The sequence below is a fragment of the Priestia sp. FSL H7-0729 genome (assembly GCF_038005685.1).
In the GTDB taxonomy this organism is placed as follows: Bacteria; Bacillota; Bacilli; order Paenibacillales; family Paenibacillaceae; genus Paenibacillus.
This window is the reverse complement of the sequence record NZ_JBBOTQ010000016.1, coordinates 95,317-108,677: the sequence shown is the minus strand read 5'-3', so window position 1 is coordinate 108,677 and position 13,361 is coordinate 95,317. Positions and strand designations below refer to the sequence as shown.

Annotated in this window: 12 protein-coding genes; 6 read left to right on the top strand and 6 right to left on the bottom strand. The window is 47.5% G+C overall.

The features are described 5' to 3' along the window. The 4 genes from MHH93_RS24895 to MHH93_RS24880 all read right to left on the bottom strand — a co-directional run. Positions 1 to 1,939: transglutaminase TgpA family protein (locus MHH93_RS24895; RefSeq protein ID WP_500056202.1), on the bottom strand; the 1,939-nt coding region annotated here is incomplete at its 3' end. Then, positions 1,926 to 3,188 (bottom strand): DUF58 domain-containing protein, encoded by a 1,263-nt coding sequence (locus MHH93_RS24890; RefSeq protein WP_500056201.1) that lies wholly within the window; start codon positions 3,186 to 3,188, stop codon positions 1,926 to 1,928. The genes MHH93_RS24890 and MHH93_RS24895, both read right to left, overlap by 14 nt. Further along, positions 3,188 to 4,174, bottom strand: coding sequence for an AAA family ATPase (locus tag MHH93_RS24885; RefSeq protein ID WP_500056200.1), 987 nt, complete (start codon positions 4,172 to 4,174; stop codon positions 3,188 to 3,190). The genes MHH93_RS24890 and MHH93_RS24885 overlap by 1 nt, the downstream gene beginning before the upstream one ends. Before the next feature lie 93 nt (positions 4,175 to 4,267). Then, positions 4,268 to 5,587: a polysaccharide deacetylase family protein gene (locus MHH93_RS24880; RefSeq protein ID WP_500056199.1), complete on the bottom strand. Its 1,320-nt coding sequence runs from the start codon at positions 5,585 to 5,587 to the stop codon at positions 4,268 to 4,270. Positions 5,588 to 5,828: 241 nt separating this feature from the next. Here MHH93_RS24880 and MHH93_RS24875 point away from each other — a divergent pair, with 241 nt between their 5' ends. The 6 genes from MHH93_RS24875 to MHH93_RS24850 all read left to right on the top strand — a co-directional run bounded on the left by MHH93_RS24875 (position 5,829) and on the right by MHH93_RS24850 (position 11,955). Then, entirely contained in the window at positions 5,829 to 6,476 is a 648-nt protein-coding gene (locus tag MHH93_RS24875; protein WP_500056198.1) for a DedA family protein, read from the top strand. Between the two features lie 179 nt (positions 6,477 to 6,655). Then, on the top strand, positions 6,656 to 8,170 hold the full coding sequence (locus tag MHH93_RS24870) for a spore germination protein (RefSeq protein ID WP_500056197.1): 1,515 nt from the start codon (positions 6,656 to 6,658) through the stop codon (positions 8,168 to 8,170). Positions 8,171 to 8,194: 24 nt separating this feature from the next. Next, positions 8,195 to 9,397: a Ger(x)C family spore germination protein gene (locus tag MHH93_RS24865; RefSeq protein ID WP_500056196.1), complete on the top strand. Its 1,203-nt coding sequence runs from the start codon at positions 8,195 to 8,197 to the stop codon at positions 9,395 to 9,397. Positions 9,398 to 9,404: 7 nt separating this feature from the next. Next, positions 9,405 to 9,641, top strand: coding sequence for a hypothetical protein (locus MHH93_RS24860; protein ID WP_500056195.1), 237 nt, complete (start codon positions 9,405 to 9,407; stop codon positions 9,639 to 9,641). A gap of 19 nt (positions 9,642 to 9,660) precedes the next feature. Further along, positions 9,661 to 10,785, top strand: coding sequence for a GerAB/ArcD/ProY family transporter (locus MHH93_RS24855; protein WP_500056194.1), 1,125 nt, complete (start codon positions 9,661 to 9,663; stop codon positions 10,783 to 10,785). Positions 10,786 to 10,833: 48 nt separating this feature from the next. Then, the gene (locus tag MHH93_RS24850) at positions 10,834 to 11,955 is read left to right on the top strand and encodes a GerAB/ArcD/ProY family transporter (RefSeq protein WP_500056193.1); all 1,122 of its coding nucleotides are present in this window, start codon (positions 10,834 to 10,836) and stop codon (positions 11,953 to 11,955) included. A gap of 108 nt (positions 11,956 to 12,063) precedes the next feature. Here the strand turns inward: MHH93_RS24850 and bcp are convergent, their stop codons facing one another. Next, complete coding sequence (gene bcp, locus MHH93_RS24845) at positions 12,064 to 12,528, bottom strand: thioredoxin-dependent thiol peroxidase (RefSeq protein WP_500056192.1); 465 nt, start codon at positions 12,526 to 12,528, stop codon at positions 12,064 to 12,066. A gap of 45 nt (positions 12,529 to 12,573) precedes the next feature. After that, positions 12,574 to 13,359 carry an ABC transporter permease gene (locus MHH93_RS24840; RefSeq protein WP_500056191.1) on the bottom strand — a complete coding sequence of 262 codons (786 nt, stop codon included), beginning with the start codon at positions 13,357 to 13,359 and terminating at the stop codon, positions 12,574 to 12,576. Positions 13,360 to 13,361: the final 2 nt, after the last annotated feature.

Genomic DNA, 13,361 nt, shown 5'->3' with positions numbered 1-13,361 from the left:
CGCCCGCGTTAGCCAATCCGCCGTTCGTATTCGGCTGATTCAACTCACCTGCCTGGGGCCCGGCGAGCGCTACCACATCTTCGCCCGCGCCTTGCGCCATGGTGAAGCCAGGTGTGGCCTCGAACGGCATCCAGCCTGCACCTGGAAAATACACCTCTACCCAGGAGTGTGCATCTCCTTGGGAAATGATGTACTGACCAGGTGTATTCGGGTCAGCCATTCCAGACCCAAAGCCCTTAACCCAACGTGCGGGAATTCCCTCTGCACGAAGCAACACAATCATGGCTGTTGAGAAATGATTGCAATACCCCTGCCGTGTGACGAATAGAAAATCGTCCACAAAATCTGTTCCACGCGGTGGCATACGGGTATCCAGCGTATATCCGGCATGAGCAGCCAGATACGTCTTGACGGCTTGCACAGCGTCATACCGAGTTTCACTGCCTTGAATGATTTCCTTGGCGAGCGTCTGCACCCGACCCGGGAGAGATGTGGGCAATTGTAGATACGTCCTCCGAATAGATGCGGGATCTTTCCCTTTATTCGCATTCTCTAACAGACGTAACTGTTCTGGCGATGCCACAGGAATCATGACGTCTGCCGTATAATTTTTAACCGTATTATCATCCCCAGAGCTTGCAAGCCACAACGTTGCGGAATCTCGATTAGATAGCAAAGTACGCATGTTCTCCTCATTATTGCTGTTCTTATCCTGAAACGATACATTCAGTGGGACTCCCCCGGTAAATAACGGATTTGGCCCTTTCCAATCCCGTTTCATCGTGACCGTTTGGCGGATACGCTTCCAATAGGTTTGATTCTCCCAACCATCAGCACGCAGTATTCCGGAGGGACTGGCCGTTTCAAAGCTTTGCTCAGGGTCACTCCAGGTACTACCGTTATAATATGAACGAGTCTCCCCTCGCCAATACGTCACTTCCGGACTCTTCGCTGTAAAAAAGAGGGCATCCCCCTGCACCAGAGGTGCTCCCATAGGAGCATCTGCGGTACTATATCCCGTAACCGCCGTTGTAGCGGGGATACTACTGTGCTGCGTATAACCTGCCCAGCGAGCAATGCGTTCACCCATCTGCTCCAGGGATATGCGTTCCGGTTGAGGTATGGAAGCGAACTGACCAGGTAACGCAGAGAAAAGTACCATACCTGTGGAAGCAACAATGGTTATAACGCTCCAACGGCCATAGGGACTGCCACGATAACTCGGAGTAGTTACTCCTCCGTTGAGGCGTAGTAGCTGGAGCAGAGCCTGAATTAGAAAAGTCCATAACACAGATCTTATTACCGAAGCATATACATCCAACCCCGCAAAGGATTCAAGCAGAAGCAAATATACCAGCGTTGCACTGCCAAACAGCATAACGCTTCTACGTAGCAATACAAGGGATTGCACAGAAGCCATGAGCATGCTCCAGCCGCACATCATGAACAACCCTCTCGTTTCTGTACTAATCGAGTGGAATCGCCAGTTATTTATAAAGGTGTCCATATCCGATGAAAGTACTCCCGGGTATGCAACCGCCCAACGGACAGGATCACTTCCTCCGTACATCAGACATAGCGCAGCAAGTGCAATGAATAATCGGATCAGTACTCCGGTAATCCATCCTGTACGAAATAATCCCGCGAGCAGCAATGCTCCCGTTAATCCCGCCATTACGGACAAGAATCGTTCACTGCCCTGCTGATCTGATGACGTAACAGGATAGATCCACTCCAGAGACAGTATAAGTAAAATGGCCGAAATAAAGATTCTGTACAGGACAGGAATTATAACAGTTCCCCCATCCTTTATGTCCGTCACAGCATTCTGGTTCACAGCTTTATGTACAGAATGGGCCGATTCTAACCTCATACAAGCCGTTGAACCTTTGTCGGACACAATGGAATTCGGTTGCTGGTTACCATTACGCTCCCACATCTGTTACCTCCACCTTTCCCAATGAAGATAACGCATGGTCTGTAACCGCATGGATCGACACCCCACTGTGACGAAACTGCTCCAAAGGATAGCTGTCATATCCCAATCCAGTCACCGATCGATCTGTTGTTGATCCTGACTGGATCGCTTCAGTCAGCTGCACCTCTACGCGGTGACCTGACCCGATTGCAGACATGATCCATTCCGCCAAAGCCTGATCCAGCTTACCTGTGAGAACCACAATTCGCGAACCACTTGCCAGTCCATCCAGCATATCTGTTCGGAGCGAAACAGAGACAGATCGTGCCTTGGCTATGCGCGCCCCCGCTAGTTTGTCCAGTCCATGATTCTCAGCATCTGCATGGAAAGGCCCATGCTGCCATGGATCTTGTGCATCATAGCTCTTATCTCCGCCTTCCATCCACAGTTGATAAGGAATATCATCCCGCTCAGCGGTATGAATCCAGCGGGCAGCTGTACGAACCACTCGTTCAAAAGCAGGTGCATTCATGATCTCCGGCTGTTTTACGTCGTAACCCGACGCACCTTCATACACAAGGATGCCTAGTGAAGCCAGATCCGTGGTATCGGGCAGAAAGGTCTGGAGTTTTCCCGTTTTGGCTGTACTTTTCCAATGAACACGTCCCAGGGGGTCACCTTGCTGATATTCGCGGAACTCAGGGCTACGGTTTCCCTGGTTATTTCTTCGCTCCGACAGAGTCCCTTCGATCATCGCTGCAAATTCTGCTGAATCGCCATTCCCCCAAGCTGTTGCTTGCGGAACAACAATCAAGGGTGTACCTCCTGCGGTCTCTGCGGAGAGCGTATTCCAGCCAAACATATCACCCCAGTACAATCTGCCCGTATCCCATCTGTAGACTCCTCGGCGTAAACCAGAACATTCATATTGATAGGTAAATTGTCGCCGTGTTCCCGGGAAAATCAATTTGCGATGAACACCTGCAGGTGAGTTCTCACACAGAACGATCCATAACAATGGAATACGGCAATCGAATTCCAACTCGACCAGAACCCGTACCCGCTCACCTGCCTCAATCCGGTCTGCGTGTATTTTCCGTCGGATGTGAATACGCCGTGGTCTGAACCAGTGGAGAAACAGACCTCCTGTGAACATCAGGAAAGCCATAATGGATAGAAACAACGCCGCTTTGCCCCCATGCCACTGATACAAGGAAGCGAAAGCAACTACCAAGACAGCACTCACCATCCGTTGTCCCAGCGCATCCATTACCTCCGTCCCCTTCCCTGTGACGCCATTTGTACAGGAACTGGGACCGATGACAACGCTTCTTCAATGACTTGAACCTGCCCCCAAACCTCCGCTCTGTTCTGGGCCTTCAATTGAATACGATGTGAAAGAACAGGCACAGCCACTTCTTTCACATCATCCGGAATGACATAACTGCGTCCTTGCAGGTAGGCAAATGACTGCGCCGCTGCCATCCAGGCTAGCGTTCCACGCGGGCTGATGCCCAGTCTGACCGCCGGAAGGCTGCGAGAGGCTACAGCAACGGCCACCAGATACTGCTTGATGACCGGATCAACATGTACCTGTTTGACTTCACGTTGCATGGCTACGACTTCTTCAGCAAGCAGGACAGGACGAAGTTCATCCAGTGCTTCTCTACCTTGCATGCGGCTTAGCAATTCCAATTCCTGTTCCGGATCGGGATACCCCAGTCCAATCCTCATGATAAATCGATCCAGTTGCGCTTCAGGCAGACGGTAAGTACCCTCGAACTGTAACGGATTCTGCGTCGCCAGCAGAAAGAACGGGCGTGGCAGGGCATAGGTTGTGCCATCAACCGTAATACGTCGTTCCTCCATGGCCTCCAGCATGGCAGACTGGGTACGGGGTGAAGCGCGGTTTATTTCATCAGCCAGGACAACGTTGGACATGACAGGTCCGGGCCGAAACTTGAATTCACCTGTATGTGGATGATAGATTGAAGTGCCCGTAACATCTGCGGGCATGACATCGGACGTGAATTGAATACGGCCCATGGAGCAGTCCAGCGCAGAAGCGACGGCACGAACCAGCATGGTTTTCCCGGTGCCCGGCACATCTTCCAGAAGTACATGCCCCCCACTGAGCATTGCAGTGAGCACATAACGAATCTCTGTTTTTTTGCCAATAATCACACTCTCAACACGCTTCATGACCCTGTTTAACAATTCAACCGCATGTTCATGTTCCATTCGGATATAAGACATTTCTCCTGATCTCCTTCCATTCCTGAGCCATAGTAATCTATGATTCAGTGTTGCCCGGAAGTAGAGAGAATAGTCCTGCAAGCATGATTTTCTTCAGATCATTTTATACTTAAATATGAGATTCATTGCTGAAATGGATCTGGAAGAGCCCGCCTTTACCGTCCACTCTGCCTCATTACTGGTTAAGGAATCCACTTTTAATCCCATCTGTTCCAGTAACTCACGTAACGGAACCCAGATCGTCCCCCCCTGACTCTGTACTGCTCCCGTTTCAATTCCCCCTGTTGAGCTCAGTGTTCCGCTCACACTGTCTGCATGAATCGTTCTTTCCTTCCATACTGCTGTGGCTGTCCTTGTCTCCGGGTCCCAGCGAGTACTGCCCCCGAATTTTTTCATGAATGTACGCAAAGGCACCATGATTCGCTGACCTTCCATGCGAAACTCGCCTGGTTGCAATGTAGCCGCGGCTAATCCCACCTCTACCTTCAGCTTCTTGGTTGCAAGCCACAACGTCGCATTTGCTTCTACATGTTCTGCAATCCATGCCTTTCCAGGCGCTTTGCGGGATTTATACTTCCCATCTGGATGTGTACGGAACTGAACCGGTTGATCCGTACTCTTGATGATGTCAAAACGGTATCCGTGATCACGATAATATTTGATAATACCGGGAAGTGCCTTTACCGTTTCAGCATGTGCACCACCGTCATGCATCAGGACAATGACTGAACGTGCTCCCGCAGGTACTTTGGTCGAATTTTTAAGGATTTCTTTGGCAGGAACCCCTTTTCGTTTGGAATCCCCACTGTCAACATTCCAGTCCATAACGGTGTATCCGCCCAGTTGCAGCAAGTCAAAATAACTCTGGTCAAAATGTCCGTAGGTACCTCCTGGCGCTCGCACCAGATTCGGACGGAAGCCCGTGATACGCTCCAGCACGTCCTCTGTCTGCTTGATCTGTTTCCAGAATACTTTAAAATCACTATACAGCTGTTCGTATTGATGATTGAACGTATGATTGCCTAAAGCATGTCCTTCCTCCACCATTGACCGGATTAGCTCAGGATAACGCTCCGCTTGCTCGCCCAGCACAAAAAATGTAGCCGGAACCTGCTCCTTGTGTAAAATATCCAATACTTCACGGGTATGGTTACCCGGTCCGTCGTCAAAACTCAGATAGACTACCTTGTCTTGCTTATTCTTTGCTGCCGAGGAAGGCTCTGCTGAGCCGGAAGCAGAAGATGCATCAGCTATGACTGCATACGCAGAAAATGCAGCATATACAGCGAATGCACATAGCAATATCGCAATCCGCACTAGAAAGACAGACCATTGTCCAGATAAAAACGTATGTATGGTTGTTAAGGAGATTTCCTCTTTTTCCTTGATTCTCAATTCCGGTCTCTGTACCATTAACGAATCGACCTCCACCGTCTCTAGTAATTTGCTGATAGACTTCAGCAGATTTGTTAGAATTATATGGAGACGCCATTGAAAAAAGACGCGATTTTGTTTAATAATTTTTCACAATTTGGTATGGAGCGTGATTGATTCTTCGCTGCGGATTAGGTAGCATAATGGACAGGCAGAGCGTATTCAAAACACCTTGGAGAGGAATTAGGCTCCCACCCCGTCTTCAGGAGAGTGAAATCTATTGGAATTGCTTGAGAAGATCCAGCATCTGTTTGGATCCTACGGATACAGCGTATTGTTTTTTGGCTTGTTGCTTGAATTCATCGCACTTCCCTTTCCCGGTGAAACGACGATGGCTTACGCAGGGTTTCTCTCCTATAAGGGACATCTTGATTTTGGAGTCCTCACCATACTGGCTTTTCTGGGAACGACGATTGGCATGACTATCACTTATTTTATTGGAGCCAAAGCAGGACTGCCCTTTATAACACGATACGGAAAATGGTTTCTGCTAAAACAGGACAAGCTTGATAAAACGCAAAAGTGGTTTGCCAAGTATGGTAATGCCTTGATCTTCATCGGTTATTTCATTCCGGGTGTAAGACATTTCACCGGATATTTTGCGGGTATAGCCGCTGTTCCGTTTCGCAAGTTCGCTCTATACGCCTATTCAGGCGCACTGTTTTGGGTTGTACTTTTTCTGGGCATTGGCAAAATATTCGGCCCCCAGTGGAATGCCGTATTCCATCTGGCTCATCAATATGCAGCGTATATCGTGGGAGGAATTGGCCTATTGCTCATCGTAGCCGTGCTTTACCGTTACCGCAAAGCATGGGCATCAAGGTCCACCGTATCCAAATCAGCCCCTGTTCGACAAAGACAAAAGTAAATGCGGACAAACGTCCATCTATAAAAACAAGCAAGGAGTCGCGAGTAGTCGCGGCTCCTTTTTTTTCATTTTTCTGAAACAGTGCACGGACGATTCATTCTTTTTTGTTTTTTGTGATAATACGAATTCATCCAGGTCATACTAACTTGCAAATATAGGGTGTATAGGGAGGTGAAGGTATGCGCGAATCGAAACTGGACCATCAAGATCACAGGCCAATCTCTCCGGATCTTCGCGAAAATATGGAATACTGCAAGCGCGTGATGGGGAACAGCAACGACTTGATGATGCGCCCTCTCCAGTGTCTACATAAATGGCCTGCCGTCATGTTGTACATCGATGGGATGGTTGATGTGAACATTCTGAATCATTCCATCATGGAATCATTATTACAAAAACATGATCTCCCTGATTTCTCTGCCGACGCTGAGCATCTCAGTTACCTTCAGAATGATATCCTCATCGCCAGTAATGTCATGCTGGTGGATGATATAGAGGATGTGCTGAATGCACTTCTTTCGGGATCGGCCATTTTATTGCTTGAAGGGTCAGTAAAAGGGTTGAAAATTGGTGCAGCAGGATGGGAAGATCGATCCGTTGGAGAACCCGTCTCTCAAACCGTCGTTCGTGGACCGATGGAGGGCTTCAATGAGAACCTGCGTACCAACACCTCATTGATTCGCAAACGAATCCGCGACCCTCATCTTTGGATCGAAGAAAGAGAAATTGGTCGAGTAACCAAGACTCGGGTGGCTGTGCTCTATCTGGAACACATTGTGGATCAGGAGATTGTCAAGGAGCTTCGTCAACGGCTCGATGAGATCGACATTGACAGCATCCTTGAGAGTGGCTATATCGAGGAACTGGTACAGGACAAGACGGGAACGATTTTCCCCACAGTCTACAATAGTGAACGACCGGATACCGTGTCTGCCGCTTTGCTTGAAGGGCGAGTTGCAATCATTGTGGATGGGACACCATTTGTATTACTTGTTCCCGCTTTGTTTGTTCATTTCTTCCAGTCACCAGAGGACTACTATCAACGAGCAGATATCAGTACACTGATCCGAATGATCCGCTATCTGGCATTTTTTATCGCACTGCTTGCTCCATCCTTTTATATAGCCATTACCACGTTCCATCAGGAGATGCTGCCTACCAACCTGCTTATCAGTTTGGCGGCTCAGCGAGAGGGCGTCCCTTTTCCCGCTTTTATTGAAGCCCTCCTAATGGAGCTAACTTATGAGATTCTGCGTGAAGCGGGCATTCGGATACCGAAAACAGTCGGTCAGGCCGTATCCATTGTGGGAACGCTTGTTATTGGTCAAGCTGCGGTAGATGCGGGAGTTGTATCTGCTGCAATGGTCATTATCGTATCCATCACTGCGATATCGAGCTATGTAATCCCAGAAAATGGGCTCTCCATCTCCGTACGTATTTTACGGTTCGTATTAATGATATTGGCCGCTGCCTTTGGATTCTATGGCATCCTGATTGTGCTCTTAATTACCGTGACCCACCTCTGTAGCTTGCGTTCTTTCGGGGTGTCCTACATGTCTCCTTTTGCACCTTTTATTCAGAAAGATCTCAAAGACACGATCTTTCGTGTGCCCTGGTCCCATATGAAAACTCGCCCACTCTCTACTCATGCAACCAATGAAGTCAGACAGTCCACTAAAAAAACGAAGCGGTAGAAATTCGGTAAGGAGTGCCTATCCATGAACAGATGTTTACGCTTAATTTTATCCTTTGCCCTTCTGCTTCCTCTCCTTACCGGATGCTGGGATCGCCAGGAATTGAATGAACTCGGCATTATGCTGGGTCTCGGCGTGGACAAAGATGGCGATATGATCAAAGTGAGTGCTCAGGTCGTTGTTCCCAATGAGGTATCTTCCAAGGCGGGGGGAGGGAAAGGTACGCCCGTTACACAGTATGAAGCATCCGCCTACACCTTATTTGAAGCCATTCAGAAATTAACGGAAACTAGTCCGCGCAGAATTTTCCTTGCACATATACGAGTTCTCGTGTTTGGCGAAGAATATGCGCGCAAAGATGGAATATACGACGTTATCGAAGCGTTAATGCGTGAGCCTACAGCTCGACCAGATTATTACGTTATGGTGGCGAAGAACACAACCGCCTCACATGTACTTGATGTACTTACACCTTTGGATAATATTCCAGCTGAGAAGTTATTCAACTCCCTGGATGTATCTTCCAAAACCTGGTCCCCAACCACTACGGTAACCGGGGATGAATTAATGGAGTTTATGTTATCTCCAGGCATCCAGCCTGTCATTACGGGGATAGAGATCATCGGGAACAAAGAACAAAGCGGTCGTAAAGAAAATATCGCCACCATTCGATCACCTGCAAGACTCAATACAACGGGACTAAGTGTATTTCACAAAGACAAGCTGATTGGTTGGTTAACGGAGGATGAATCCAAAGGCTACAACTACATCCGTGACAATGTGCAATCTACCGTTAACCATATGCCCTGTCGTAATAAAGGTAACGTGACGTTTAAGGCACTTCGTACAACTACGAAGAGAAAAGCCAAACTCGTAAATGGCAAACCTGTAATCCACATTGATCTCAAAAATGTCTCTTCCATCGGTGCTGTTGAATGTGGAATCAAGATCGGTTCAATGAAAGTCCTCAAAGAACTCGAAACAGATAGTGAAGAACGGTTAGTCGAACTGATGCAGAAATCTGTTAATTCAGTAAGACGCAAATTCCATGTCGACATTTTTGGTTTTGGACAGGAAGTGTACCATGCAGATCCCAAGTTTTTCAAAACGGTCGAAAACGACTGGGATAAATATTTTGAAGAACTGGATATTAAATACACTGCCAATGTGCAGATCAAACGTGTAGGTACACTGGACGATTCATTTAAAAACCAGATGAAGGAGTGAGAGAAGTGTGCTGATTACCATTGCAGTTATCGTCGTAGCGGCAATTATTGGCTGGATTGATCTGCCTGGCCTTATTCGCCGGAAGGAATGGAAGGAAGTCGCCGTATACTCTGCCATGCTTCTCACTGCTACATTCTTTGGTGTCATTGCATCTAATCTATGGGAGTTTCCCAGTCCCCTCTACATCATTATGTGGATTTATGATCCCGTGAACCATTTATTAGCCCGTTTGACTGGAACTTAGGAAGGAGGGAGGGTACATCATGCTCGAAAAAGGACGGATCGGTACACGACAATTATCCACCCTTACATTTATGTTGGTCGTTGGAGATATGATGCTGATCTACCCTTCCGTTATCACATCCTATGCCAAGCAAGATGCCTGGATATGCGCTCTTATTGGCGTTCCACTGGGAATGGCGCTCATGGCTCTGATTATAAAATTAGGCAGTATGCATCCGGAGAAAAATCTGGTACAACTTGCTCGAAGTACATTGGGTTTTTGGCCTGGCACCCTGTTTTCCTGCTTCTACCTGTTCTTCTTTTTGATTGGCACAGCTACACATACCAGGGAAGTCGGGGATTTCATGACGTCCCAGATCTTCCAGTACACCCCTATTCGTGTCATCATACTCATTTTTGTGATTGCCATCGGTTGGGCTGTGTACCATGGCTTGGAGACTGTCGCGAGAACGAGTGAATTACTCATGCCTATCGCTATATTGTTCATCGTGATACTGGCTTTCTGTCTTCTTCCACAGGTGGACACCAGTAATCTTAAGCCCGTAACAGATACGGGCGTTGTCCCCATAGCGCAGGGCATTCTGGTTAGCATCATATATCCCATCGGCGAAACCATTCCCATTTTGATGATCCTGCCCTATGTTACACGGAGCCGTCATCTGATGCGTGACATGATTATTTCAGCAGGGCTCGGTAACCTGATTCTTGCCATTTTAGTTACGATATCCATGCTCGTACTCGGCCCCTTCCTTACCCAACATAATATATACGCTTCGTTTATTTTATCTCAGAAGATTAGCATTGGCGGATTTTTTGAACGAATTGAGGTGATTATGGCTAGCTCTTGGCTCATCTCTACCTACTTCAAAGCGATAATCTACTTATACGCTTTTATTGTTGGATGCGCAGAACTCTTCAAGCTAAAGCAGTTCAAGATGCTCATTCTCCCCTCGACCTTGCTCGTATATGGAATGGCCAATCTCGTTGCGCCGAGTCTGACATTTATTATCATCACCATCGTTCCGTACTGGGTAGACTGGGACACAACATTAGGTATCATTCTTCCCGGTATACTGTTTTTGATAGCATTAGTGAAGTCCCGCAGAAAATCCAACTCAACACCCCAACCAACAACTGAAGGATAACTCCGGAGGCTAATTAGGACATTCATTCATGGAAAGGAGCAGAAGAACATGCTGATACAAGAAAGACTCACCATACGGCAGTTCACACTGCTCACTTTCCTGGTCATGGTTGGAGACATGATTCTGATCTACCCTTCACTCGTTACGGCAATTGGCAAGCAAGACGCATGGCTCTGTTCTCTGCTTGGTCTGCCCATTGGTCTTGGGATCATGTGGGTTCTCTATAAACTCCACCGAACATATCCCCAATTATCTCTTTTTGAAATCTGTACCAAGATACTTGGCACCTGGGTCGGTTCTGTACTTTCGGCTGGCTATCTGTTTTATTTCGCCATTGGTGCAGCCATATGTGTTCGTGAGGTCGGTGATTTCATGACCACCCAGATCTACCTTCAGACACCCATCCGGGTCATTATTCTGATGATCGTCTGTTCCTTGGTCTGGGGATTAATGCATGGTTTTCGCACAATAGGATTAACTTCAGAACTGTTAACGCCCATCGTTGTCGTATTTATAGCTTTTCTCTTTTTGGGGTTACTTCCTCAAGCCCAAAGCGCAAATCTTCAGCCATACTTTGACATGCCCTGGATACGCCTAATTGAGTCCACGATCCGAGGAGCCTTCACTTCCTTTGGTGAACTAATTGTTCTTTCGGTGTTTCTCCCATATGTGAACCCCGGGTCCAATTTCAAACGAGACTTTTTGCTGGCTACCTTCTTAGGAGGTTTATTGTTAAGCTTCCTATTGCTTCTCTCACTTATGGTGATTGGGCCAACAGTGACGCAGCACAGCATCTATATCTCTTACGTCCTTTCCCAAAAAATTAATATCGGTAATTTCTTCGAACGAATCGAAGCAGTCATGGCTATCGCCTGGTTGATCTCTACCTATTTTAAAACCCTGATGTATCTATTCGCTTTTGTGCTAGGCACGGCACAATTATTTCGATTAAAGACGTATAAGCCTCTCATCTTGCCTTCTTCTCTGCTGTTATTTGCCTTGGGTGTGCTGATCGCTCCAAATGTTATTTTCTATACAGATACTATCATGCCTGCTTGGGTAGATTGGGATATCACCGTCAGCTTCATTATTCCACTCTTCCTCTTACTGGTTTATCGTATTCGTTCCCGCAACCGCAAAACGATCTCCTCGAATCGTATAGTTCCTTAGACATAAGTTGCTGATAACATGCTACAATCCGACAACGAAAAGGCTGTGCTCGCGGAATTTACCGTGAACACAGCCTTTGATAGTTTGTTGAACATTCTGCCGGGCAGACTATATGGCCTTCAAAGCCTCAAGTGCAGCCTCAATATGTCCTTTGACACGAACCTTGGACCAATCCTTGATCAATTTCCCCTCTTCATCAATCAGAAAAGTGGAGCGAACCATACCCATGTACTCCTTGCCGTACATTTTCTTCAGCTGCCATACACCGTATTGCTCGGCTACTATATGCTCTTCATCTGATAACAAGGTGAACGGCAGTCCATACTTGGCGATAAACTTGTCATGCTGTTTCATCGGGTCTGTACTAATCCCGAGAATGACGGTGTTCAGCCCTTCAAATTCAGCATGTCGATCCCGGAAATCACATGCCTGTTGTGTACAGGACGAAGTCATATCCTTAGGGTAAAAATAAAGCAGCACCCGCTGTCCGCGGTAATCCGAAAGCTTCACCGGTTCTCCCGTACTGGACGGAAGCTCAAATTCCGGTGCCAATTCGCCTACAGTTAACGTCATGTCAATTCCTCCCTAGTCTAGCCCACGAATTGCGTTGAGGGCATTTTATGATCCTGCTCCACGATACCGTTTCACGCCATAATTCCACAAAAGCAAACCCACGGAACCAAACACCAACCCCATCACAGGTGTCAGCAGTGCCATGCGATGCATCTCGGATCTTTCCAGGAACAGTGCCGCTGGATAAATGCCAACGAAGGCAAACGGAATGACCCAGGTCAGCAGCACCTGAATGGCACGGTTGTAGATCGTTACCGGGTAACGCCCATATCCCTGGATGTTATACATCAATGGCAGAATACCCGTTGGTGCGTCCGAATAAAAGGACAACGAAGTCAATGTGGTATAGATGCCGGCATAGATCATGACTGAGCTAAGTGCCAAGATAATCAAGGCAGGGACATGCCACCATTCTAGCACCAGACCCATCTCTGCTCCGCTGAAGATCATGATGATCAAGCCGATAAACGAGCCCACGAGTGCAGGCGGGTCTACATTTTCAAGCAGGATCTGGAACAGATTATGTGCAGGGCGTGTCAGGATACGATCCATCTCGCCTTTGACGATATACCGCTCACTGAATCCCCACAGATTGATAAAACAACTGAAAATGCCATAGGGCACCATAAAATATCCATAAACAAAGAGCACTTCACTCTCACTCCAGCCGCCCAGGTTATCCGTATGGCGGAAGACCACAAAGATAAAGATCAGGTTGGTTGCCTGGAACAGCAGATCCGATAGGATCTCCACCCAGAAATCAGCACGGTACGTGAGTCGTGTTTTCATGTAGTTCTTCAAATATTCCCAGATCAGACCCATATAGTACATTC